General features: G+C 36.5%; 35 protein-coding genes. 28 read left to right on the top strand and 7 right to left on the bottom strand.

Features of this window, described 5'->3' with window-relative positions; translation table 11 throughout:
• Positions 1 to 256: 256 nt before the first annotated feature.
• The 5 genes from N8M16_RS01720 to N8M16_RS01700 all read right to left on the bottom strand — a co-directional run bounded on the left by N8M16_RS01720 (position 257) and on the right by N8M16_RS01700 (position 3,219).
• The gene (locus tag N8M16_RS01720; protein WP_050253743.1) at positions 257 to 823 is read right to left on the bottom strand and encodes a type II toxin-antitoxin system VapC family toxin; all 567 of its coding nucleotides are present in this window, start codon (positions 821 to 823) and stop codon (positions 257 to 259) included.
• Positions 816 to 1,169, bottom strand: coding sequence for an STAS-like domain-containing protein (locus tag N8M16_RS01715; RefSeq protein ID WP_084953882.1), 354 nt, complete (start codon positions 1,167 to 1,169; stop codon positions 816 to 818). The genes N8M16_RS01720 and N8M16_RS01715 overlap by 8 nt, the downstream gene beginning before the upstream one ends.
• A 27-nt stretch (positions 1,170 to 1,196) precedes the next feature.
• Positions 1,197 to 2,057: an ATP-binding protein gene (locus tag N8M16_RS01710; protein WP_084953883.1), complete on the bottom strand. Its 861-nt coding sequence runs from the start codon at positions 2,055 to 2,057 to the stop codon at positions 1,197 to 1,199.
• Between the two features lie 75 nt (positions 2,058 to 2,132).
• Positions 2,133 to 2,579 (bottom strand): hypothetical protein, encoded by a 447-nt coding sequence (locus tag N8M16_RS01705; RefSeq protein ID WP_084953885.1) that lies wholly within the window; start codon positions 2,577 to 2,579, stop codon positions 2,133 to 2,135.
• A gap of 31 nt (positions 2,580 to 2,610) precedes the next feature.
• Positions 2,611 to 3,219 carry a helix-turn-helix transcriptional regulator gene (locus N8M16_RS01700; protein WP_239822413.1) on the bottom strand — a complete coding sequence of 203 codons (609 nt, stop codon included), beginning with the start codon at positions 3,217 to 3,219 and terminating at the stop codon, positions 2,611 to 2,613.
• A 203-nt stretch (positions 3,220 to 3,422) separates the two neighbouring features.
• On the opposite strand from N8M16_RS01700, the gene N8M16_RS01695 reads away from it, so the two are divergent.
• Both N8M16_RS01695 and N8M16_RS01690 read left to right on the top strand, forming a co-directional pair.
• Entirely contained in the window at positions 3,423 to 3,623 is a 201-nt protein-coding gene (locus N8M16_RS01695; RefSeq protein WP_023947491.1) for a helix-turn-helix transcriptional regulator, read from the top strand.
• Between the two features lie 94 nt (positions 3,624 to 3,717).
• A complete protein-coding gene (locus N8M16_RS01690; protein WP_084953887.1) occupies positions 3,718 to 3,903 on the top strand; it encodes a hypothetical protein in 186 nt (61 codons plus the stop codon).
• A gap of 143 nt (positions 3,904 to 4,046) precedes the next feature.
• Here the strand turns inward: N8M16_RS01690 and N8M16_RS01685 are convergent, their stop codons facing one another.
• Entirely contained in the window at positions 4,047 to 4,298 is a 252-nt protein-coding gene (locus N8M16_RS01685; RefSeq protein WP_261069531.1) for a hypothetical protein, read from the bottom strand.
• Between the two features lie 115 nt (positions 4,299 to 4,413).
• Between N8M16_RS01685 and N8M16_RS01680 the strand changes: the two genes are divergently transcribed.
• From N8M16_RS01680 to N8M16_RS01585, 21 genes are all read left to right on the top strand, one after another.
• Complete coding sequence (locus N8M16_RS01680) at positions 4,414 to 4,704, top strand: hypothetical protein (RefSeq protein WP_084953890.1); 291 nt, start codon at positions 4,414 to 4,416, stop codon at positions 4,702 to 4,704.
• 198 nt (positions 4,705 to 4,902) lie between these two features.
• Complete coding sequence (locus N8M16_RS01675) at positions 4,903 to 5,106, top strand: hypothetical protein (protein WP_084953892.1); 204 nt, start codon at positions 4,903 to 4,905, stop codon at positions 5,104 to 5,106.
• A 13-nt stretch (positions 5,107 to 5,119) separates the two neighbouring features.
• Complete coding sequence (locus N8M16_RS01670; protein ID WP_084953893.1) at positions 5,120 to 5,386, top strand: hypothetical protein; 267 nt, start codon at positions 5,120 to 5,122, stop codon at positions 5,384 to 5,386.
• 8 nt (positions 5,387 to 5,394) lie between these two features.
• The gene (locus N8M16_RS01665) at positions 5,395 to 5,910 is read left to right on the top strand and encodes a hypothetical protein (protein WP_084953895.1); all 516 of its coding nucleotides are present in this window, start codon (positions 5,395 to 5,397) and stop codon (positions 5,908 to 5,910) included.
• Positions 5,903 to 7,357 carry a virulence-associated E family protein gene (locus N8M16_RS01660; RefSeq protein ID WP_084953896.1) on the top strand — a complete coding sequence of 485 codons (1,455 nt, stop codon included), beginning with the start codon at positions 5,903 to 5,905 and terminating at the stop codon, positions 7,355 to 7,357. The genes N8M16_RS01665 and N8M16_RS01660 overlap by 8 nt, the downstream gene beginning before the upstream one ends.
• Before the next feature lie 344 nt (positions 7,358 to 7,701).
• A complete protein-coding gene (locus N8M16_RS01655) occupies positions 7,702 to 7,866 on the top strand; it encodes a hypothetical protein (protein ID WP_158086469.1) in 165 nt (54 codons plus the stop codon).
• A 101-nt stretch (positions 7,867 to 7,967) separates the two neighbouring features.
• Entirely contained in the window at positions 7,968 to 8,141 is a 174-nt protein-coding gene (locus N8M16_RS01650; RefSeq protein ID WP_084953898.1) for a hypothetical protein, read from the top strand.
• 14 nt (positions 8,142 to 8,155) lie between these two features.
• Positions 8,156 to 8,314: a DUF2292 domain-containing protein gene (locus N8M16_RS10265; RefSeq protein WP_084953899.1), complete on the top strand. Its 159-nt coding sequence runs from the start codon at positions 8,156 to 8,158 to the stop codon at positions 8,312 to 8,314.
• Between the two features lie 83 nt (positions 8,315 to 8,397).
• Positions 8,398 to 8,997, top strand: coding sequence for a hypothetical protein (locus tag N8M16_RS01645; RefSeq protein ID WP_239822414.1), 600 nt, complete (start codon positions 8,398 to 8,400; stop codon positions 8,995 to 8,997).
• On the top strand, positions 8,997 to 9,236 hold the full coding sequence (locus N8M16_RS01640; RefSeq protein WP_084953903.1) for a hypothetical protein: 240 nt from the start codon (positions 8,997 to 8,999) through the stop codon (positions 9,234 to 9,236). Before N8M16_RS01645 ends, N8M16_RS01640 begins: the two co-directional genes overlap by 1 nt.
• A 63-nt stretch (positions 9,237 to 9,299) precedes the next feature.
• On the top strand, positions 9,300 to 9,560 hold the full coding sequence (locus N8M16_RS01635; RefSeq protein WP_084953905.1) for a hypothetical protein: 261 nt from the start codon (positions 9,300 to 9,302) through the stop codon (positions 9,558 to 9,560).
• Between the two features lie 29 nt (positions 9,561 to 9,589).
• Positions 9,590 to 9,931, top strand: a complete 342-nt coding sequence (locus N8M16_RS01630) for a replication protein (protein WP_084953907.1) — start codon at positions 9,590 to 9,592, stop codon at positions 9,929 to 9,931.
• A complete protein-coding gene (locus tag N8M16_RS01625; RefSeq protein ID WP_070527652.1) occupies positions 9,918 to 10,166 on the top strand; it encodes a hypothetical protein in 249 nt (82 codons plus the stop codon). The genes N8M16_RS01630 and N8M16_RS01625 overlap by 14 nt, the downstream gene beginning before the upstream one ends.
• Positions 10,167 to 10,898: 732 nt before the next feature.
• Positions 10,899 to 11,321, top strand: coding sequence for a DUF1492 domain-containing protein (locus N8M16_RS01620; RefSeq protein WP_070527647.1), 423 nt, complete (start codon positions 10,899 to 10,901; stop codon positions 11,319 to 11,321).
• The gene (locus tag N8M16_RS01615) at positions 11,308 to 11,646 is read left to right on the top strand and encodes a hypothetical protein (RefSeq protein ID WP_070527643.1); all 339 of its coding nucleotides are present in this window, start codon (positions 11,308 to 11,310) and stop codon (positions 11,644 to 11,646) included. Before N8M16_RS01620 ends, N8M16_RS01615 begins: the two co-directional genes overlap by 14 nt.
• A gap of 44 nt (positions 11,647 to 11,690) precedes the next feature.
• On the top strand, positions 11,691 to 11,876 hold the full coding sequence (locus N8M16_RS01610) for a hypothetical protein (protein WP_070527642.1): 186 nt from the start codon (positions 11,691 to 11,693) through the stop codon (positions 11,874 to 11,876).
• Between the two features lie 528 nt (positions 11,877 to 12,404).
• A complete protein-coding gene (locus N8M16_RS01605) occupies positions 12,405 to 13,664 on the top strand; it encodes a UDP-N-acetylglucosamine 1-carboxyvinyltransferase (protein WP_020902835.1) in 1,260 nt (419 codons plus the stop codon).
• Between the two features lie 15 nt (positions 13,665 to 13,679).
• Entirely contained in the window at positions 13,680 to 14,231 is a 552-nt protein-coding gene (locus N8M16_RS01600; protein WP_020902836.1) for a GNAT family N-acetyltransferase, read from the top strand.
• Complete coding sequence (spxR, locus tag N8M16_RS01595) at positions 14,224 to 15,501, top strand: CBS-HotDog domain-containing transcription factor SpxR (RefSeq protein ID WP_000033834.1); 1,278 nt, start codon at positions 14,224 to 14,226, stop codon at positions 15,499 to 15,501. The genes N8M16_RS01600 and spxR overlap by 8 nt, the downstream gene beginning before the upstream one ends.
• Positions 15,502 to 15,516: 15 nt before the next feature.
• A complete protein-coding gene (locus tag N8M16_RS01590) occupies positions 15,517 to 16,377 on the top strand; it encodes a methionyl aminopeptidase (RefSeq protein ID WP_000631541.1) in 861 nt (286 codons plus the stop codon).
• A gap of 217 nt (positions 16,378 to 16,594) precedes the next feature.
• Positions 16,595 to 17,512, top strand: coding sequence for a bifunctional riboflavin kinase/FAD synthetase (locus tag N8M16_RS01585; protein WP_000587437.1), 918 nt, complete (start codon positions 16,595 to 16,597; stop codon positions 17,510 to 17,512).
• Positions 17,513 to 17,559: 47 nt separating this feature from the next.
• Here N8M16_RS01585 and N8M16_RS01580 read toward each other — a convergent pair whose 3' ends face one another.
• Positions 17,560 to 18,408, bottom strand: coding sequence for a YitT family protein (locus tag N8M16_RS01580; protein WP_261069530.1), 849 nt, complete (start codon positions 18,406 to 18,408; stop codon positions 17,560 to 17,562).
• 141 nt (positions 18,409 to 18,549) lie between these two features.
• Here N8M16_RS01580 and N8M16_RS01575 point away from each other — a divergent pair, with 141 nt between their 5' ends.
• The 5 genes from N8M16_RS01575 to N8M16_RS01555 all read left to right on the top strand — a co-directional run bounded on the left by N8M16_RS01575 (position 18,550) and on the right by N8M16_RS01555 (position 22,784).
• Positions 18,550 to 19,389, top strand: a complete 840-nt coding sequence (locus N8M16_RS01575; RefSeq protein WP_261010965.1) for a DegV family protein — start codon at positions 18,550 to 18,552, stop codon at positions 19,387 to 19,389.
• A 107-nt stretch (positions 19,390 to 19,496) separates the two neighbouring features.
• Positions 19,497 to 19,772 carry an HU family DNA-binding protein gene (locus N8M16_RS01570; protein ID WP_001284637.1) on the top strand — a complete coding sequence of 92 codons (276 nt, stop codon included), beginning with the start codon at positions 19,497 to 19,499 and terminating at the stop codon, positions 19,770 to 19,772.
• Positions 19,773 to 19,985: 213 nt separating this feature from the next.
• On the top strand, positions 19,986 to 20,693 hold the full coding sequence (gene ccdA2 / locus N8M16_RS01565; RefSeq protein WP_247949214.1) for a cytochrome c biogenesis CcdA family protein: 708 nt from the start codon (positions 19,986 to 19,988) through the stop codon (positions 20,691 to 20,693).
• Positions 20,694 to 20,704: 11 nt separating this feature from the next.
• Positions 20,705 to 21,271: a thiol-disulfide oxidoreductase-associated lipoprotein SdbB gene (sdbB, locus tag N8M16_RS01560; RefSeq protein ID WP_024057793.1), complete on the top strand. Its 567-nt coding sequence runs from the start codon at positions 20,705 to 20,707 to the stop codon at positions 21,269 to 21,271.
• 121 nt (positions 21,272 to 21,392) lie between these two features.
• Entirely contained in the window at positions 21,393 to 22,784 is a 1,392-nt protein-coding gene (locus tag N8M16_RS01555) for an APC family permease (RefSeq protein ID WP_261069529.1), read from the top strand.
• Positions 22,785 to 22,985: the final 201 nt, after the last annotated feature.

Below are 22,985 nucleotides of genomic sequence, written 5' to 3'. Positions count from 1 at the left end.
AAGCTCGAGAATCCACGCGCCTTTGTTGGTATAATCGGACTTTTCGGCTACCCTAAAAGAAAAATATTAGGGATGAGGTTCCAGGGATTTTTAATAAACTAAAAGCCCTACTCATAAGAGCAGGGCTAGAATTGTCCTCCTGGGACAGTATCATATATTTTGTCGTCAAGCGACCTTATGATTTTATTCTAACCCTAATTTTAAGAAAAGTCAATAAAAATAAACGATATGTAATATTTGAAGAGCGTGAGGATTTTTAATTGTTTAAATTTGTATAAACGATTAAAGGCGCTCGAGATTCGAGAAAATCCCTGTCATGAGTTACAATACCAAAAGAATTTTTTGTTGCCAAATAATAAAAAATTGCATCATTGTAATCTTTGAGGTTGTACTTACTTGGTTCTATATTTTTTAGTTCATTATGATCTATGTTTATCAATTTAGCATCGTTCAATATAATCTCAACTTGTTTTAAACTCTCATTAAAAACACTCTCATATTCAGATGTCTTTTGAAATCCTCGTTTGTATTCAAACTCTACATCATCGATGCTTTCTCCATTTTCTTCACGAATAGACAAATTCTCCTGATAAACTTCAAATGCATTACGACATTTTCGATTGATATATTCAGAAATAGTTAATGTTGTGACATATAAAGTCAAGTCATTTTCTAACGAATATTCCCAAAGCTTATCATATCTAAATCTATTTTCGCCACCAAACAAATCCAAAAGGACATTTGTATCAACTAGGATATCCCTACGAGGAAGTCTTGAATTAAGATTGTTTATAGTAGCTTTTACAAAATTAAGATTAGGCATTTTGTTCCTCTATTTCTTGATACATTTTATTCATTTCTGCTTTGTACTGTTCTCTTTTTGTAGTACTATTTTCTATTGAGTAATTGATACAATCCATAAAAAGCTCATTTATATCCTCATTATATCGTATTAAATCTTTGTATTCTGTTAAATTAATTACATCAAAAAGTTTTCCAAATGCTTTATTTGTAAATGATGGGATAACAGTTTTTATATCAGAAAAATCAACTGTTACCGGTTCTTTATTGGATACTTTTTCTACCAAAATTTTATAGAGAAGTAAACCTTTATCACTACTAGTTGCTAACTTACTTCCAATAACCTCTTTTACATTTACTATTTCCATATTTTTTCCTCCATTTTCTTTCTTTCATTATAACATTTTATTACATTGTTCGATATCAAAATCAAAGATAATCAGTGTTCCGTGTACACTGTATTCTAAATTTCTATAAGATAAACTCCCATCTTGTTTGATATGAAAATACGAATGATTAGAAAATAATTTCATAGATGCTTTTTTTGATATTTTTTCTTGTATATAAGCTAACCCGACCCCACTATCTGTGTCAGATTCTAATTCTTTTGTTGTGTTTCCTTTTGTAAAAGCCCATTTAATGGCTTCTTTTTCGCTAGATAAGCTTTTTTTACTTAAAATATAATTTGGTAAGCCGATTCCAGTATCTGCAATAGCAAAACGTATTTTATTCATGTTTGGGTAGTGTTGCCCGCACATTATAACATTATCTGCACCAGAATGTTCTAAAATATTATGTACAAGCTCGAAAATGAAAATAGAGATTTCATTACGAAAAATAGGTTCGATTTCAGACTCGATTTTTGCAAGAAACTTATTTTCAATGTACTCATCGACAGCATCTTCATCCTTACAAGGAATCTTAGATAATTGGATTACTGTATTTTTATTATCTGATAATCCTGGAGCTAGTTTATATCGTTTAAAAAAGCCATTTCGCGATAACAGATTCTGTGTACTTTGAGGCAACGATTTGTAATTGGCTTGAACATCATAATCTCTATTATGTAAGCTTTCTACTACCATAGATAATAACACAGTCATTTCTCCGCTAATGAAATTCGTGTTGCTAAAATTGAGACGTATAACATCATTTTTTTCAAGTACTTCATTAATGTCAGAGTATTGACTATAAAATTTAGAGATATTTCTAAACTCAAAATTCAAACTTCTAGGTATATGAATATAATGCTCCATTATTTCACTCCTTTTTTATTTCCCTCTATACACGCTCAGACTGGACAAACTTTGAGAGCGTGGGGATTTTTTTGTTTATTCAAATCCTTTGAAACTCTCTAAAATTTTATCTTTTGAGTCTGTAGCATTGAGTACTAAAACAACATAATTCCCGTAGATATAAGCAGGGTGTCCGATTAACTCTTTTTCTTTTTTAGCTTCTTCAAACATCGGGTTTTTATCGTAATATTCATAAACCTCTACAGCAGTATCATCATCTAAGATAAACCCTTTCCCTGATTCGGCTTGAATAAGACTAGCTGATTTTTTTATTTCTTCTTTGATTGTGAATCCATTGCTTTCTAGCGCTTTTTTGAAATCGTCCAAGCTAGTAGCCTTTTTAGAAGCTGGTTTTTCAATTGCTTTGGTTTGCTCCGTTTTTGGTTGCTCCGAGCTATCTTTGGTAGTTGATTGATTGTTAGAGCAAGCTACTAGAACGGTAGCAGAGAGTAAAATAGCTGATGTGCTTAGTAGTTTTTTCATGGGTATTTTCCTTTTTAGTTCTCAAATGATATTAGTCATCTGATTCTTTTTCAATTGAAGAATAATTGTCTTTCCATGTTGAGCTATATTCAAATAATTGTTTGAAGTCATAAGTCTTAGCAATTTCCATTTCACTTTGATAGCCTGCTCCCATTGCAACCATCAAATATCTATTATTTATATTTGACATTGTTTTCATAAGATCTTTAATTTGCTCAATCTGATCATCAGAGAGATAAATAGAGTATTTTTCTATAAATTTTATAAAATCTTTGTCAAATGCTTGCGCAGTTTTTTCAACCTCCTTTCTTTGATTATGTAGAAGTCTGTTCCTAACAATAGATAAATAGTGATTTTTTAATTCTGGATTATTTTCTAAATCTTCTTTTTCAGTTGGAGTTAAAACATGATCTAGCTGTAACTCTAATTCATCTATTAATTCTTTTGGAACTTCATCATACCCCAACAGATACCCAACGCTTACCCCGAAGTAGTCAGCAAGTTGCTGGGCTTTTTCTGTTTTTATTTGACGTTCTTCATTCTCCCATCTTAAGATGGTTATTTTTGATACAGATATTTCATCAGCTAATTCCTGTTGTGTTAGCCCTTTTTGTTTTCTTAATTCTTTCAGTCTATTCATGTTTATCACACCTTTCATAGATGATTATATCTAATTTTTAGAAAAGTATCAATAAATGTTACAAAAAAATCAAAAAAAGAGTTGACAAATAACAAAAACGGATATATAATAAACGCGTAGTTATCCAAAACGGATATAAACCCTCCAACCTTTCACACTTTCAATCTATTCATGGAGGGACATTTTTAGAAAGGAGGAAACCTATGAGCAAATTAAAAGGCTATCGAGTTATGCTTGGACTAACTCAGCAACAGATGGCGGACAAGCTAGATATTTCTTTGCAATCTTATAATAACAAAGAGACAAAAAAGACGGCTTTTAATGACAAAGAACGTCTAGTGATTAAGTCAATGGTTGCAGAAATCAAACCAGATATAACCATAGATGAACTATTTTATAGTTAGAAAGGAGCGACCCAATCGCAATACTATTTTACATTTACAGATTTCTCATGTGGTGCTTTACCACTGGGGATTGACAACAAAAAGGAGCAAAGAAATGAACTTTAAAGAATTTAAAACATGGCTAGATGATGCCGTGAGTGTGGCTGAAGCTATGGCATTACCTGAAAATAAAGGGGTACTTGACGACTTGATAGAGAATACGGCCAATAACCTAGCTTTTATCGCTGAGTTAGTGGAAAGCCGTCAACTGATTTATAAAAAACCTAGACATGAAGATTAAAAACGACAACAAAAAAAGTCACTTGCTCAAATTTTGGTCGAGGAGAGCAAGCGACTGGATCAAGAATATAGATATTTTTTCTATATCTCAATTATAACAAAAATCAACTATTCAATCAATAACAACTAATGGCAGGCAAGCAATTAGAAAAGGTTTTGAAAAGTATAGAGCGCCAACTCTTTAAACTGGTCATCACTACATACGTTCGCCAACTTGAGGCAATAGCCCAGCGTTTGGAGTGGTGTCAATCCTGTATAGTAAAAAACAATTAAAAGGCAGAAAAGGAACAAGAAAAACTGTATAAGAAACAACTCAAAAAGCCCCACGCTCTCGGTCGGCAAACTTCTGAGCGTGAGGAACTTCATTGCAAGAAAAACTGTATAAGAAACAACCATTCAAAACCCCCACACTCGCCATCGCCCAACTTTGAGTGTGAGGATATCCAGTATAGTAAAAAGCATTAAAAAGCCATCGTGGCAAGTATAAAAAGATAGAAAAAAGGTAAAAAACATGACAACAAAAAAAGCAATATCAAGCCAACAAGTTCTATTATCGGCTGAGAAGCTAGCAGAATTAGGGAACGAATTAACCGACATCATGAATGTTTTAGAAATGAATAACCTAGCTCTTGAAGGGCTTGAGTTTGCACTACAGAATGATACAACCACGTTCTTATGGCTTGCTAAAAAATACACTGATACAGCATACGCCCAGAATGAAAAGCTATACGATCGTCTAAATGAAATAGCCTTTTTGCTTTTGAACAATGACGACGCTAAAGAGCTGGAGGCAATGCAATGACACTAGACCTAGACAACATGACACAAGCAGAATTTGATAAATAAATGGCTGAAATCAAGGAGAGAAATCCGAACCTCTTCCAGTTTATTGCTGATTTTGTAGATCGAAAAGTAAGCGCCGAAGAGGTGGACGACTTCCTGAAGATGGAGCGAACTGATTAAGTGGAATATATTAAGAATTACAAAGCGAGGGCATAAGATGAATGAATTAGATTTGACCAATACACAAGCGGTTGTCTTTATGATGGTATTGATTGGCTTACTGCTTTATCTAAACCACCTAGACCGCAAAAAAAGCGCCCAATTTGAGCGAGAAAACCAACAGACGATAGAAACACCTAGCGAGGATTTAAACCCTTACTACGGCCGTTATATCCAGCTTGCAGGTAAGATTCATAACTAGAAAGGAGTGTAATATGCAACTATTATCAAGAGAAGCAGAACTTGAATTACTGGAGAAAGTGGGAGATCACTTAGCTAAAAGGATGGAACTGGAAAAGCAACGTGATGACAACTGGGACTTGATTTCTAGGCCTGAGGTATTAGAGAAGTTAGGTATTAGTGGAACCACGTTAAATAATTGGCAGGAGCATGGTCTAAAATCGTTCCAGTCGCCTTTTGAAAACAGTAAGAAAATCTATTACCGTAAGAGTGATATTTACAATTTTCTTGCAGTAGATTAGGAGGTGCAATGAGAATAATAGAGTTGACTATATCCGTTGAGAAAATGCCCCTATTTGGCTTTCTCAAGTCAAATCCTACTCAAGTATGGAAGAATGGCAATCACTACAAATTTATCTACTTTGAGCCAATAGGCGAGGGCTTGACGGCTTTTCACTACAAAGGTTTGTATGTGGCAGTTAAAGACGAAAGTGAGGAAGTAGAGGGTTGGGAACTGACCAGAGATTTAGAAATAGGTTTGGCCAGTCCTGACTTGCTGACGATCCTGAAAGATTTAGAGGTAAACAAATTGACAGAGCAACGGCAGGGGCTTGGAGTGGAGTTAAAAGGCTGGGTTTTTGACCTGATTTGTAATGGCATTTATACCAGGTATGAGACTTCACTTTTTGTCCGACTGCTATTTGTGAATGGGTACAGTTTTGGCCAATTAGTGGACTTGTTTTCAGCAATCGTTAAACGGAAAGACTTAGCAAGCTACTTTCTAGAAGTAGCGACAAAATTCTATAAGGAGGTGGCTTTTGAATAGCAATGACATTGTAGATAAAATCATTGAAGAAGATAAGCAGAAAGTACCGCCTGAAGTGGTGGACTTGACCCAAGCAAGGGAGACCGATGAGGAACATAATAGCCTGAACTTGGCAAAGAAAGCAAGAGGCGATGGCTTTGCAGTCAACTTGGACAATCTCAAGAAGATTTTGAATGGAGATAGCAAACTAAAAGGGGCTATACAATACAACGTCTTTACTTATGAAATTGACGTAACTAAGCCTCTAAAACTCAATGGTAGAATCTTAGACGGCGTAATTGATGACTTGATTATCAGAGAAATTAGGGTTTATATTGCTACCAAGTATAAGCTGGACTATAAAAAGTCGGACATAGCGGATATCTTAGAAGTGGTGGCTGGAGAACATAGCTACAACCCCTTAAAAGACTATCTGGAATCATGCGAAAACGAGTATAAAGTGTTAGTGAATCAGCGTGATCCCTTTGATATTCTGAGGCATTATCTGAATATCAAGGATGATGAATATAACCGTATTATCGTGGACTTGTTTTTCCGTGGAGCAGTTGCCAAGGTATTTGACCCCTCTATCAAGTTTGACTTTGTGCTGGACTTGACTGGAAGGCAGGGAGTAGGAAAGACCCAATTTTTTGAGGGGCTATTCACTCACAAGTATTTTACAACCGTTGAGACTTTCACAGACAAAGACGACAAGGCCAGAATGGTGAGAAACTGGTGTGTCTTTGATGATGAGATGGTGGCCAGTAAAAAGGCTAGTTTTTCAGAATTGAAGAAATTCATCACAGAAACCAAGCTGGAGTTTAGACCGCCTTACGCCTCCAGCGACAGGCGATTGCCTAAGAGTTTTATTATTGTGAGGGCAACCAATGACCATGATTATTTAAACGACCTGACAGGGGAAAGGCGCTTTCTAGTTGCGGAAGTCCACAAGGACATCGCCTATAAGGGCAGAAAGTGGACGGAAAAAGACCGTAGAGCCTTTTGGGGTGCTATGGTGGTAGCTTGGAAGGCTAATAAGTCTTTGACCCTGACAGACGAGCAAGAAAAGCTAGTAAACGAGGTTAGAAGCCGATATAGGTTTGTTGATGAAATTCTTGAAGATTTTGAACGTTATCTAGATACACCGTACCCAAAAAATATGTATCAATTCCCAATTACTGATAGGACAAGATACTACTATATCTATGACATGATGAATAATGGCTATCACGTTGGAAGTAATGGTATAGAAATCTCTTTAGATACGGATAAATATGGGGAGTTGGTGGAAAGGGACAAAGTGGCAGTTAATTTATTCTTTACAGAGGTGTATTTGAACAACTCGCCAAATCCAAAAGATAAAAACAAGGTTAAGAAGATCATGCAAAATAAAGACGGTTGGGAAGCAAGGGAATCCTTGAGATTTGGCAAAAGTATCAAGCGCGGATTTGCTAAAATAAAAAAATAAAGTGTAGGCAGTGTAGTCAAAAGATAAAAAAACGGCTACACTGAAAACCCTTGATACTGTAGGGGTTTCAAAGAGGTGTAGACAAGACGAAAAAACGGCTACACCCCTAAACCCTTGATATTACTGACTTTATAATATAAATGTAGCCAAAATATATATTTTATAAAAGTATATATAATTAAATAGATATAGCGTTATATATTATTTTTTTCTGAGATGAAACGGCTACACGGCTACATAAGGCGAAAACCCTTGAGAGAGTAAGGCGGAGGGTGTAGCCACTAGATTTTAAAAATGGCTACACTTTTGGAATAACTAAAATAATAAAGGAAAAAGGGACAAAGATGAATTTTGTAACTGAAAAAGAACTGACAGTAGCTTTAGATAGCTTAAACGAATGGATGAAAGACAATCCAGATCTAAAATTGATTCACTTAAATTTGAGAAAGTGTAATGAAAAAGAGGTCACACTTGTGGTTGAATATGTAGATTTGAGGAAAGGAGTTTAAATCAGCAATCAAAGGAAGACAAAATGGGGTAGATAGTACCGACCCCCTTGCAATGGTGTAACTACTAGTGACACCCTTAAAACAGAAAGAGGAAAAGAAAAATGAAAACTAAATTTTTTTATCATCATTTTTGGGAAAGCAAAGAAGATTTTGAAAAAGAAATCAATGACTTTATGGCAACTGTCCAAGTGGTAGATGTGAAGCATTCAGAAGCAACAGAGGGACACTATGAGAGAATAGGGACATTGACCAGTGTGATGGTTCTATACAAATAGCATGAGAGGTAAACATGGAGATACAAGAAGGCTTTATTTATTTCAAAAGTTATGGTATAATAAAACTGTTAGAGATCCCGAAGTTTGGAAGCGTAACGCTTAAAATACAAGACGGCGAGATTGTCTCCAGCGTGGAATCTAAAACAACAATATTTAAAAAGAATACTGACTGAAAAAATCAGAGGTATAGCATAAAGTAGAGTAATCTATTTTGGCTATGCCTCTTTTGTTTTTGGAAAGATTGGAGGAAAAAGAAATGTCAACATTGCAAGAAGTCAAAAACCAGATGGACAAAGTACGGACTCAATTAGAGATTTTTGATCGCTTTGATGAGGAAATCAAGAAAGCAGAGAAAGAAGTTAAGGATATCAAATCCAAGAAAGCTGAGTTACAAACTTTTGAAGATTTTCAAGCTATCAACGCAAAAGAAAAGTATATTGCTGATATGAAAGCACAAAGAACAAAACTCGAAAAAGAACGAATTGACTCAATCGTGGCAGACGCTAGAAAAATTAATGCAAAAGGTTATTTAGAGACAACATTAGAGCAAGATGAAACAGTGAAACGCCAACGTCAAGAAATCAAACAGAAATCTATTGAGCTTCTGGAGTTGATTGCAAATTATAACGAAAACTACAAAAATACCGCTAAAAGATTGGCGGATGAGGTAAGAGAAACAGGTATCGAAGAGTTATTTGACCGCCTGAATACATCTCCAGAATATAGTGGAGTAAGTAAGCCTTATATTTACAGTGGCGTAGCTGGTTACATGGGAAGTCAACACCGCTATTTAGATCCAAAAGATGATTTAGCGTATTTTGTGAATCGCATCAATTTATTCGAAGGAGAACAATAATGAAAGATGAATATAAACAACTATTTCAAGAAATCGAAGAAGAGAAGAGACAAGCTGACTTACTGCAGGGGCTTGCCAAGAACGTAGAAAGTATTTCAAAATCTTACGAAGAGGAAGCTGTAACTCTTGAAGAGTTTAAAGCTATGGGCTACAAGCGTAGACATGAACTATTTGAGAAAGATAAAGCCCTATATGATAAGCTGCTGGGCAAGGAAAAACGCGGTTTGTTAGGTTTGTGATGTGGAGGGGAGCAATCCCCTTTTTTTACATAAATCAGACAGAATTACACACGAGGTAGGGGAATGGTTAGAAGTTTAAAATCAAGACTAGAGAAGTTAGAAGAGTATGCTGGAAAGACGGAATATGCAACAACCGATGAATGTATGTCTTTATATGTGGATTGTTTAAGGTTAACTTTCCAAGACAATGGGCTGGATATAAATATGGATGATTATATCCCCCGTAAATTTAGTGATGTCAAATTTTCAGATTATAAACAAGCAAAAGAAAAAATAGAAGAACTAAAAAGAATGGTAGAAGAAAGCGAGGTGAATAGTATTTGACAGAATTAAGCAGAAAAAAAGAAATATTTATGGCCAATTATCTCATGACTGGGAATGTAAAAAAAGCTAGTGAATTAAGTGAGATCACCAGAAAGACGGCTTACAATTACTTGAACGATGCAACCTTTAAGAGAATTTACCGTGAAAGACGTAGCGAACAACTAAAGGAGTCTACTACGCTGTTACAGAATGCAAGCGTCGAGGCAGTCGATGTATTAAGGGAAATCATGCTTGATAAGACAGTAAGCCCATATGCGAGACAACAGAGCGCCCAGAGCATTCTAAACATGGCTTATAAGGCAGTAGAAATGGTTGAGGTAGTGGAGCAATTAGAAATATTAGAGGCGAAGATACTAGATGAAGGCGATTAAAAACCGTTTAAATAAGTTGAATAAGTTAGCGGTGGTTGATGAAGTTGATACCGTGTTTTTAACGCAGATTGATACTGGACATTTTGAGGTAAGATATAGGATAGGTGGAAAAAATCCCAAAGATATTATAGAAGTCTATCTGACAAAAGAAGAAGCAGAAAAAGATATTTCACGAATTAAAAATACAAAAGGATTGCGGATATTCTGGGATAATATAGGTTTTTGTGATGATTAGAGCTTATCATTTATCAAGCAGATAAGAGCAATAAAAACCCTCCTTAATTCCCTGAGAAATGACAAGCAGGTAAGCGGAGTTTTTCCCCCTCTTATTTCGGATTTACTCCTTGCAGAATGACAAGCAGATAAGGACGACAATAAGCCTTCTAAATTGCTTACAAAACGATAGGGAGTTAAGACGAATTTAAAAGCTCCTTATTTTCGTTTTTCTCCTTGTCAAACGATAAGGAAATAAGACAGGAAATAACATCACTTATTTTGATTTTACTCCCTGAAAAACTGTAAGGAGATAAGGAGACTTATTAGCTTCGTTAATTTGGATTTTCTCCTTACAAAATGATAGGAAGATAAGAACTAAAATAACTCCCCTTATTTTCCTAACAAATGACAGGGAGATAAGAGTAATTTAAAAGTCTGTTATTTTGGATTTGTTGCTTACCAAATGATAAGCAGATAAGCAAAGAAATAACTTGCCTTAATTGCTTGCAGAATAACAAGGAAATAAGTGAGATAAAAACGTCTCTTAATCGCTTATCAAATGGTACGTAGAATGGACTTGAATCAAGAGCGAACGCAGATACAATGAAAAAAGCACCTAGAACAATCTAAGCGCTCAGGAGTAGTGGACGGTGTGCCTGTCCCGTCATCTCATACTATGAAGTTGCGTAGCGACACTATCATCTCTACCTCACTACTCTTTAAACTAATTATACCATGAAGGAGTATCAACTTGACCATTAAAGAAATAGAGGCACAACTAAAAAGAGTAAAGAAAGGAAACGAACTTATCCAGAGATTGCAACTAAAGTACCAGAGTTTAGACAATGGACTATTATCTGGATCCAATCAATTCACGACAAGGGTAAAAACTAGCAAAACCAATACTACCGAGGAGAAGATACTGGAAGCCTTGGAACTTAAAGATGAGATAGTGGAGCAAATGCAAGCTATTATGGATGAACGATTTGAAGTTTTGAACATGATTAATCAGTTAGATGATGTAGTTGAAAATTTGATTTTGACAATGTTGTATTTGAATAACCTACCTATGGCTAAGGTTTGTAAGGAGTTAGATTTTAGTAAGATTCAAATTTACAGAATTAAGAAAAAAGCCATTGAGAACTTGGCCAAGGTGAAAAATGCAAATCGATAAAGAAGAGACAACAAAGCAGATCTACAGATTTCTGAAAAGCTATCATTCACTGGTTAAATTGAGCCTAGACGGTCAAGATGGAGCGTTTGAAGCCAAAGCGGTGGAGATAGTAAGCATGATTGAGGCTTACAGGGACAATCTGGACGATTTACGACGTGAGATATTCGCCAATCTCTTTACAAGGCGAACTGGAGAGAGATTAAAGCTATGGCAATTATACGAGACACTAGACATTGATAGGGCTGAGTATGAACGTCTCAAAGCTGAGATACTGCTAGACTTTGCTAAAAGCTATCGTGACGGTGTTTTAGTGGTTGAAAAATAGTCTAGGAAAGTTTATAATGAGGTTAAAGTTAAGGAGGTATTATCATGGAAGTAATGGCGTTGCCTAGTAAAGAAATGATGCAGTTCTATACAGAAATATATCCGTGGATAAAAACTAGCTTTCCAGATGATACAACTCCTAGATTTTTATTCAAAGATAACACCCCTGGTCATATTTTAGAAATGTTCGAACAAATAAAAGAAAATCTAGGATATGACTACGCAATATAAAATACCAAAGCACCTAGAGAAATCTAAGTGCTTTTTGATATTATTTATTTTCTACGTGATATAATGAACCTATTAGCAATAAAAAAAGCACGTTTGACCGTGCTAGTTTCTTGCCTGCTGAACTCATCGTTTTAAGTTCCTTTTTGTTACCCTTTATGTTTTCTCAACTTATTTGAATTTAATAGTTTTTGAGAAAATCAAGTTAGATTTAGAGCAGGCTTATGCCTGTTTTTTAGTATCTAACAATAGGAAGATAACCTTAAAAAATAAAATAGTTCAGTGAACTATTTTATCCCGAACCTTGAAATTCAAAAGTTCGACCGTTGATTTAACAACGTTTTTAGCCCCTCGGATTTTATCCGAAGGGCTATTTTTGTATTTAGGGGGCAAAACATTTCAAGACAGCTCATTTACTAATAAATCCGATTCAGCTAATATAATTGAAAATGATGGAAAAAAGGGTGAATTTATGATATACTTTAATGCAGGACCTTTTTAGAAATTTTGAAAGAGTATTAAAAATTTAAAATGAGAAAAATTGTTATCAATGGTGGCTTGCCTCTGCAAGGTGAGATTACCATTAGTGGCGCAAAAAATAGTGTAGTAGCTTTGATTCCAGCTATTATTTTGGCAGATGATGTGGTGACTTTGGATTGTGTTCCAGATATTTCCGATGTTGCTAGTCTTGTCGAAATTATGGAGTTAATGGGGGCTACTGTTAAGCGTTATGACGATGTGTTAGAGATTGATCCAAGAGGTGTTCAAAATATTCCAATGCCTTATGGGAAAATCAATAGTCTTCGTGCATCTTATTATTTTTATGGAAGTCTTTTAGGTCGCTTTGGTGAAGCTACTGTTGGTTTACCTGGTGGATGTGATTTGGGACCTCGCCCTATTGATCTACATCTTAAGGCTTTTGAAGCTATGGGAGCTACTGTTAGCTACGAGGGTGATAACATGAAGTTATCTGCTAAAGATACAGGACTTCACGGCGCAAGTATTTACATGGATACGGTTAGTGTCGGTGCGACGATTAATACGATGATTGCTGCGGTTAAAGCAAATGGTCGTACTATTATTGAAAATGCAGCCCGAGAACCTGAGATTATTGATGTTGCCACTCTCTTAAATAATATGGGTGCTCATATCCGTGGTGCTGGAACCAATATTATCATTATTGATGGTGTTGACAGATTACACGGAACCCGTCATCAGGTGATTCCAGACCGTATTGAAGCAGGAACATATATTTCTTTAGCTGCTGCAGTCGGTAAGGGAATTCGTATTAATAATGTTCTTTATGAACACTTAGAAGGATTCATCGCTAAGTTGGAAGAAATGGGAGTGAGAATGACTGTATCGGAGGACAGTATTTTTGTCGAAGAACAGTCTAATTTGAAAGCAATCAATATTAAGACAGCTCCTTATCCTGGTTTTGCTACTGACTTGCAACAACCAATTACTCCTCTTCTATTAACAGCAGAGGGGCGTGGTACCATTATTGATACCATTTATGAAAAACGAGTAAACCATGTTTTTGAACTAGCAAAGATGGACGCAGATATTACGACTACAAACGACCATATTTTATATACTGGTGGACGTGTTTTGCGTGGTGCAAATGTAAAAGCTACTGACCTTAGAGCTGGGGCCGCACTTGTCATTGCTGGTTTAATGGCTGAAGGCAAAACTGAAATTACAAATATTGAGTTCATCTTACGTGGTTATTCAGATATTATTGAAAAATTACGTAATCTAGGAGCGGATATTACACTTGTTGAAGAATAAACCGTAGAGGTGTTTATGAATATTTGGACCAAATTAGCAATGTTTTCTTTTTTTGAAACGGATCGCTTGTATTTGCGTCCTTTCTTTTTTAGTGATAGTCAGGACTTCCATGAGATAGCTTCAAATCCAGAAAATTTACAATTCATTTTTCCAAGTCAAGCTAGTTTGGAAGAGAGTCAATATGCACTGGCCAATTATTTTATGAAGGTTCCTTTAGGTGTATGGGCTATTTGTGACAAGAAAACTGAAAAAATGATTGGTTCAATTAAGTTTGAAAAGCTAGATGAAATTAAAAAAGAAGCAGAACTTGGTTATTTTTTAAGAAGAGATTCATGGTCTCAAGGTTTTATGACAGAAGTTGTTAAAAAACTTTGTCAGCTTTCTTTTGAGGAATTTGGTTTAAAACAATTATCTATTATAACCCATCTCGAAAATGAAGCCAGTCAACGAGTTGCTCTTAAGGCTGGATTTCGCTTGATTCGTCAGTTTAAAGGAAGTGATCGCTATACGAGGAAAATGCGTGATTATCTTGAGTTTCGCTTTGTAAAGGGAGAAATTAATGAGTAAACACCAAGAAATTCTAAGTTATTTGGAAGAATTACCGGTTGGTAAAAGGGTCAGTGTTCGAAGCATTTCCAACCATCTAGGAGTAAGTGATGGAACGGCCTATCGCGCTATCAAGGAAGCGGAAAATCGTGGAATAGTAGAGACTCGACCAAGAAGTGGTACTATTCGTGTTAAATCTCAGAAAGTTGCTATCGAAAGATTAACATTTGCTGAAATTGCAGAAGTGACTTCTTCTGAGGTTTTGGCTGGGCAAGAAGGTTTAGAGAGAGAATTTAGTAAATTTTCAATCGGTGCCATGACTGAACAAAATATCTTGTCCTACCTTCACGATGGTGGGCTCCTGATTGTCGGAGATCGTACGCGTATCCAATTACTAGCGCTGGAAAATGAAAATGCAGTTCTGGTTACAGGTGGATTTCAGGTTCATGATGATGTGCTTAAACTGGCCAATCAAAAAGGAATTCCAGTTCTGAGAAGTAAGAATGACACTTTTACCATTGCGACCATGATAAATAAAGCCCTGTCAAATGTACAAATCAAGACTGATATTCTGACAGTTGAGAAACTTTATCGCCCAAGTCATGAGTATGGTTTTTTGAGAGAGACTGACACTGTTAAAGATTATTTGGACTTGGTACGTAAGAATCGTAGCAGTCGTTTCCCTGTTATTAATCAACATCAGGTCGTTGTTGGGGTTGTTACTATGAGAGATGCGGGTGATAAGTCACCAAGTACCACAATTGATAAGGTCATGTCTCGTAGTCTATTTTTGGTTGGATTATCGACAAATATTGCCAATGTGAGTCAACGGATGATTGCAGAAGACTTTGAAATGGTACCGGTTGTTCGGAATAATCAAACCTTGCTTGGAGTTGTGACACGACGAGATGTCATGGAGAAGATGAGTCGTTCCCAAGTTTCGGCTCTACCAACTTTTTCTGAGCAGATTGGTCAAAAACTTTCTTACCACCATGATGAAGTAGTCATTACAGTGGAACCCTTTATGCTTGAGAAAAACGGAGTTTTGGCTAATGGTGTATTGGCAGAAATTCTGACCCACATGACCCAAGATTTAGTTGTTAATAGTGGTCGTAATCTTATTATTGAGCAGATGCTAATCTACTTTTTGCAGGCTGTTCAGATTGATGATATACTGCGCATTCAAGCACGCATTATCCATCATACTAGACGATCAGCTATTATTGACTACGATATTTATCATGGTCATCAGATTGTTTCAAAAGCTAATATAACCGTTAAAATTAATTAGAAACTAGGAGAAAAAATGATAACATTAAAATCAGCTCGTGAAATCGAAGCTATGGATAAGGCCGGTGATTTTTTAGCAAGTATCCATATTGGCTTGCGTGATTTGATTAAGCCTGGCGTAGATATGTGGGAAGTTGAAGAATACGTTCGCCGTCGTTGTAAGGAAGAAAATTTCCTTCCGCTTCAGATTGGAGTTGACGGTGCCATGATGGACTATCCTTATGCTACCTGTTGCTCTCTTAATGATGAAGTGGCTCATGCTTTCCCTCGTCACTATATCTTGAAAGATGGTGATTTGCTCAAAGTTGATATGGTTTTGGGAGGTCCAATTGCTAAATCTGACCTGAATGTCTCAAAATTAAACTTCAACAATGTTGAGCAAATGAAAAAATACACTCAGAGCTATTCTGGTGGCCTAGCAGACTCTTGTTGGGCTTATGCTGTTGGTACACCGTCCGAAGAAGTGAAAAACTTGATGGATGTAACCAAAGAAGCTATGTACAAGGGTATTGAGCAAGCCGTCATTGGGAATCGTATCGGTGATATTGGTGCAGCCATTCAAGAATACGCTGAAAGTCGTGGTTACGGTGTAGTGCGTGATTTGGTTGGTCATGGTGTTGGCCCAACTATGCATGAAGAACCAATGGTTCCTAACTATGGTGTTGCTGGTCGTGGACTCCGTCTTCGTGAAGGAATGGTACTAACCATTGAACCCATGATCAATACTGGAGATTGGGAAATTGATACAGATATGAAGACCGGTTGGGCGCATAAAACCATCGACGGTGGCCTATCTTGTCAATATGAACACCAATTCGTGATTACTAAAGATGGTCCGGTAATCTTGACTAGCCAAGGTGAAGAAGGAACTTATTAATAAAAAGTGAAAAGGCTGCTGGATGTTGATTTTGATAAAAAATTCAGTAGATCTTTTCATGATAAAACGCATTGTATCAAGCTTTTAAGTGCCTGGTATAATGCGTTTTTCTGATTTTAAAAACATAATTCTTCTAAAATAGTACACTTCAGGTGAAAAAAACGACATTTCAGATTTTCTGCTCCAGAAATAGCTATCACTATGATATAATTATTTTATGATTATTACTATTCCTATAAAAAACCAAAAAGATATTGGCACACCATCTGATTCAGTCGTTGTTCTCGGCTATTTTGATGGTATACACAAGGGTCATCAAGAATTATTTCGTGTTGCCAATAAGGCTGCGAGAAAGGATTTATTGCCTATCGTGGTTATGACCTTTAATGAATCTCCAAAGATCGCTTTAGAGCCTTATCATCCTGATTTGTTTTTACATATTTTGAACCCTGCTGAACGTGAGAGGAAATTAAAGCGTGAAGGTGTAGAAGAATTATATCTCCTTGATTTTAGTAGTCAATTTGCTAGTCTCACGGCAGAAGAATTTTTTGCAACTTATATCAAGGCCATGAATGCTAAAATTATTGTTGCAGGTTTTGATTATACATTTGGTTCTGACAAAAAAACGGCAGAAGATTTAAAGGATTACTTTGATGGAGAAGTTATCATTGTCCCACCTGTAGAAGATGAAAAAGGAAAGATTAGTTCAACTCGTATCCGTCAAGCTATTTTAGATGGAAATGTGAAAGAAGCAGGGGAACTTTTGGGGGCACCACTTCCATCAAGAGGTATGGTGGTTCATGGTAATGCTCGTGGTCGGACAATTGGTTATCCAACAGCTAATTTGGTACTTTTAGACCGTACTTATATGCCAGCAGATGGTGTTTATGTCGTTGATGTTGAGATTCAAAGACAGAAGTATCGTGCCATGGCTAGTGTTGGAAAAAATGTGACCTTTGATGGAGAAGAAGCACGATTTGAAGTCAATATTTTTGATTTTAATCAAGATATTTATGGGGAAACCGTCATGGTTTATTGGCTTGATCGCATTCGTGATATGACCAAATTTGACTCAGTTGATCAATTAGTGGATCAGTTAAAGGCAGACGAAGAAGTAGCACGGAATTGGTCTTAAAAGTTTGAGTAAATAAAACAAAAAAGAGGTAACTACAAGACCTCTTTTTATTCTTTTTCAAAGGTGAATCCTTCTCCAAGGATTTCATGGGCTTCTGTAATAGTTATAAAGGCTTGAGGATCGATTCGATGAATCATTTCCTTCATTTTCACAATTTCATTTCTGCCGACAATACAGTAGATGATTTTCAAATTTTCTTTACTATAGTAGCCTTGACCGGAAATAAATGTAACACCTCTTCCTAGGTCATCATTAATCGCTTTAGCAAGTTGGTCGGGACGTTTTGTGATAATCATAAAGCCTTTACCAGCATAGCCACCTTCGCCAATCAAATCAATGACACGAGAAACGATAAAATCAAATAAGAGAGTGTAGGAAACCAATCTCAGATCCTTGAAGATTAGGAGAATAAGCATGAGAATACAAAAATCTAAGATAAAGAGCAGTTTCCCCATGGATATATGAGTGTATTTATTGAGAATACGAGCTAGAATATCAGTTCCTCCGGTTGTACCACCAGCATTAAAGATAATGCCCAGACCGATTCCCAATAGAATCCCAGCTATAAGGGCAGTGATTAGTAAATCACCTTGAAGATCAATATGAAGGGGAATGCGCTCAAAAAAAGCCAACCAAGCTGACAAAGATAAGGTTCCTAGCAAACTAGAATAGAGGGATTTTGCTCCAAATATTTTCCAAGCTAGGATGAAAAGGGGAATATTAATCAGCAGGTTCATGAGGGAAACAGGGATTTTAAAAAGATAAAAGGTGATGAGGGTAATACCTGTCGCCCCTCCTTCAAAGAGATGATGAGGAACTACAAAATAAGTCAGCCCAAAAGCATAAATAGCGGCACCTAGTAAAATGGTAAAAATGGGGTAAATTTTTTTAATCATAGAACACCTCTTTTCTTATAAGTAGATTATATCAAATTTTTAAGAAAAAATTGAATGACTCCATTAGGATTTTCAATCTTTTTTTGATATAATTAGAAGTAAGAAAACCAATCTGAATCCTAAAATAGAAAGATTGACACTATGACAAAAATTAAGATTGTAACCGATTCATCTGTTACTATTGAACCAGAACTCGTAAATCAATTAGATATTACTGTTGTTCCATTATCTGTAATGATTGATAATGTTGTTTATTCTGATGCTGATTTGAAAGAAGAAGGTAAATTTCTTCAGTTGATGCAAGCAAGTAAGAATCTTCCGAAAACCAGTCAACCGCCTGTAGGTGTCTTCGCTGAAGTTTTTGAAGACCTATGCAAGGATGGTAGCCAGATTCTTGCTATTCATATGTCCCATGCTCTTTCTGGTACTGTAGAAGCAGCGCGCCAAGGTGCTAGCTTATCTACTGCCGATGTGACAGTTATTGATAGTTCCTTCACTGACCAAGCACTGAAATTCCAAGTTGTTGAAGCTGCGAAGTTAGCACAAGAAGGAAAAGAGTTGGAGGAAATTTTATCTCATGTAGAAGAGGTTAAAAACCACACAGAACTCTATATTGGTGTTTCAACTTTGGAAAATCTTGTCAAAGGTGGACGAATTGGCCGTGTAACTGGATTATTGAGTTCGCTCCTTAACATCCGTGTTGTTATGCAGATGAAGAACCATGAATTGCAACCAATTGTTAAAGGTCGTGGAGCTAAAACCTTTAAAAAATGGTTAGATGAGCTGACAAATTCTCTTTCTGGACGTTCTGTAGCAGAGATTGGAATTTCATATTCTGGTAGTGCTGATTGGGCAAAAGAGATGAAAGAAAGTTTACAAACTTATGTTGAAAAGCCAATTTCAGTTCTGGAAACAGGATCTATTATTCAAACGCACACAGGTGAGAACGCTTGGGCTATTTTGGTACGTTACCACTCCTAAAAAAATAAATAAAATGGGAAGAAATAGCGTTTTTAACTTGACCTATAAGGGATTTTAGGATATGATTATATTTGTTAATTAGAAATTAAATTGGAGGAATCATTAACATGGCAAACAAACAAGATTTGATCGCTAAAGTAGCAGAAGCTACAGAATTGACTAAGAAAGACTCAGCAGCAGCAGTTGAAGCTGTATTCGCAGCAGTAGCTGATTACCTTGCAGCTGGTGAAAAAGTTCAATTGATCGGTTTTGGTAACTTTGAAGTTCGTGAGCGTGCTGCACGTAAAGGTCGCAACCCACAAACTGGTAAAGAAATCACAATTGCAGCTTCTAAAGTTCCAGCATTCAAAGCTGGTAAAGCTCTTAAAGACGCTGTTAAATAATCAGCCTTTAAAAAGCCTGTCATATCAAGCATTTGAGCTTGTGTGATGGGCTTTTTTGTGTTCTTAGGGCATTTTTGGGGCAAAATCTGAATTAACTAGTGGCAGAAATGACTATTCATGTATAGGCTAATTCAATTTGCGTAGCGGAAATCATACAAATAAAATTGATTATAGTAAAATAGGATTAGAAATCTTAAGAAAGTTGGTTCTTTATTGGAAACGATAGTATTTTCAATCTCCGTTTTTCTAGCAGGGATTTTGTCCTTCTTTTCTCCCTGTATTTTTCCTCTGTTACCAGTTTACACTGGAATTTTGCTGGATGATCAGGAAAGTGCAAAAAGCTTCTCCTTGTTTGGAAGAAAAGTTGCCTGGTCAGGCTTGATTCGAACACTTTGCTTTATTGCAGGTATTTCTCTTATTTTCTTTATTCTAGGATTTGGTGCTGGTTACTTTGGTAATATTCTCTATGCCAATTGGTTTCGCTATACCATGGGTACGATTATCATTATTTTGGGCCTTCACCAGATGGAAATTTTTCATTTTAAGAAATTAGAGGTTCAAAAAAGCTTTACTTTTAAGAAATCAGAAGCCAATCGTTATTGGTCGGCCTTTTTACTCGGTATTACCTTTAGCTTTGGTTGGACGCCTTGTATTGGTCCAGTTTTGAGTTCTGTTTTAGCACTTGCGGCTTCAGGCGGCAATGGCGCTTGGCAAGGAGCTATCTATACTCTTATTTACACTCTGGGTATGGCCATTCCTTTCTTGCTCTTGGCTCTTGCTTCAGGTGTAGTGATGCCTTATTTTAGTAAAATCAAGCGTCATATGATGCTACTGAAGAAAATTGGTGGTTTCCTCATTATTTTAATGGGAATTTTGTTAATCTTAGGACAAGTAAATGTTCTAGCTGGAATTTTTGAATAAAGGAGAAAAAGATGAAAAAAGTAATGTTTGCTGGCTTAAGCCTCTTGTCATTAGTCGTATTAATGGCTTGTGGGGAGGAAGAGTCTAAAAAGACTCAAGCACCAGAACAAGCCCCAAAACAACAGCAACAAACGCCTGTACAACAAATTGCTGTTGGAAAAGAGGCTCCAGACTTTACCTTGCAATCCATGGATGGCAAAGAAGTTAAGTTATCTGATTATAAGGGTAAAAAAGTTTACTTGAAGTTTTGGGCTTCCTGGTGTGGTCCATGTAAGAAAAGTATGCCTGAGTTGATGGAATTAGCTGCAAAAGAAGATCGAGATTTTGAAATTCTTAGTGTCGTTGCGCCAGGTCTTCAAGGGGAAAAAACAGTAGAAGAATTTCCAAAATGGTTCCAGGAACAAGGATATAAGGATATACCAGTTCTCTACGATACCAAGGGTAGCACTTTCCAAGCTTATCAAATCCGAAGTATTCCTACAGAATATTTGATTGATAGCCAAGGCAAGATTGGAAAAATCCAGTTTGGTGCAATAAGAAATGCAGATGCAGAAGCAGCCTTTAAAGAAATGAACTAGAATCGATAAAAATCTGATTACAATATGTAGTCAGATTTTTTTAGAAAAATATTTTATAAATATTCACAAATCTCCCATATTTATGGTAAAATAGAATCATCATTTTATTTTGGAGTCAAAGATGAATATATTTAGAACAAAGAATGTTAGTTTGGATAAAACAGAGATGCACAGGCATTTGAAGTTATGGGATTTGATTTTGTTGGGTATCGGAGCCATGGTAGGGACGGGCGTCTTTACAATTACAGGTACTGCAGCTGCAACGCTTGCTGGTCCAGCCCTAGTGATTTCAATTGTCATTTCTGCCTTGTGTGTGGGATTATCAGCCCTCTTTTTTGCAGAATTTGCTTCTCGAGTACCCGCTACAGGTGGTGCTTACAGCTATCTCTATGCTATCTTAGGAGAATTCCCTGCCTGGTTGGCTGGCTGGTTAACCATGATGGAGTTCATGACAGCCATATCTGGTGTGGCTTCGGGATGGGCAGCTTATTTTAAAGGGTTACTGTCTCAATACGGAATAGCCCTTCCTCAGGCTTTAAATGGTACCTTTAATCCTCAAGCAGGGACATTTGTTGATTTATTGCCTATTCTTGTTTTGGTCTTGGTGACCTCGCTTGTTCTACTCAATGCTAAAGCAGCATTACGCTTTAATTCAATTTTAGTTATTTTGAAATTTTCCGCTTTAGCTCTCTTTGTTTTAGTAGGAATTTGGCATATCAAGCTTGATAATTGGAGCAATTTCGCTCCTTATGGTTTTGGTCAAATTTATGGTGCTAGTACTGGTATTATGGCTGGTGCGTCCTTAATGTTCTTTGGATTTTTAGGCTTCGAATCCATCTCTATGGCTGTAGATGAAGTCAAGACTCCTCAAAAAAATATTCCGAGAGGGATTGTCTTATCACTTTCAATCGTAACCATTCTTTATGCCTTGGTGACTCTTGTCTTGACTGGTGTGGTTCACTATAGTCATCTAAATGTCGACGATGCCGTTGCTTTTGCTCTTCGCAGTGTTGGGATTAGTTGGGCAGCCAACTATGTGTCATTAGTGGCTATCTTGACCTTGATTACAGTTTGTATTTCGATGACCTATGCCCTATCACGTATGATTTACAGTTTAGCGCGTGACGGCTTGATACCTGCTGCCTTTAAAGAACTGACCAAAACAAGCAAGGTACCAAAAAATGCTACTATCTTGACAGGTCTAGCTTCAGCAGTAGCAGCAGGAATGTTCCCTCTTGCTAGTATCGCAGCCTTCTTAAATATTTGTACCTTGGCTTACTTGATCATGCTGGCTTATGGTCTGATTCGCTTACGGAAAGAAAAAGGAATGCCCAAAGCGGGCGAGTTTAAAACACCATTGGTACCTCTGTTACCAATTTTATCAATCATCATTTGTTTATCCTTTATGTTACAGTATAATATGGAAACTTGGGTTGCTTTCCTAGTTGCATTGTTAGTAGGAAGTATTATTTACTTTACTTATGGTTATAAGCATTCTACCATAGAAGAATAATACTCTTCGAAAATCTCTTCAAACCACGTCAGCTTCGCCTTGCCGTATGCATGGTTACTGACTTCGTCAGTTTCATCTACAACCTCAAAACAGTGTTTTGAGCAGCCTGCGGCTAGCTTCCTAATTTGCTCTTTGATTTTCATTGAGTATATAAAGTGAGAATCTGTTGAGTTATTGAAACTCAGCAGATTTTTATATGTG

It is taken from the genome of Streptococcus mitis, assembly GCF_946188375.1.
GTDB classification, from domain to species: domain Bacteria; phylum Bacillota; class Bacilli; order Lactobacillales; family Streptococcaceae; genus Streptococcus; species Streptococcus mitis_CX.
This window is presented reverse-complemented; position numbering and strand designations above follow the sequence as displayed.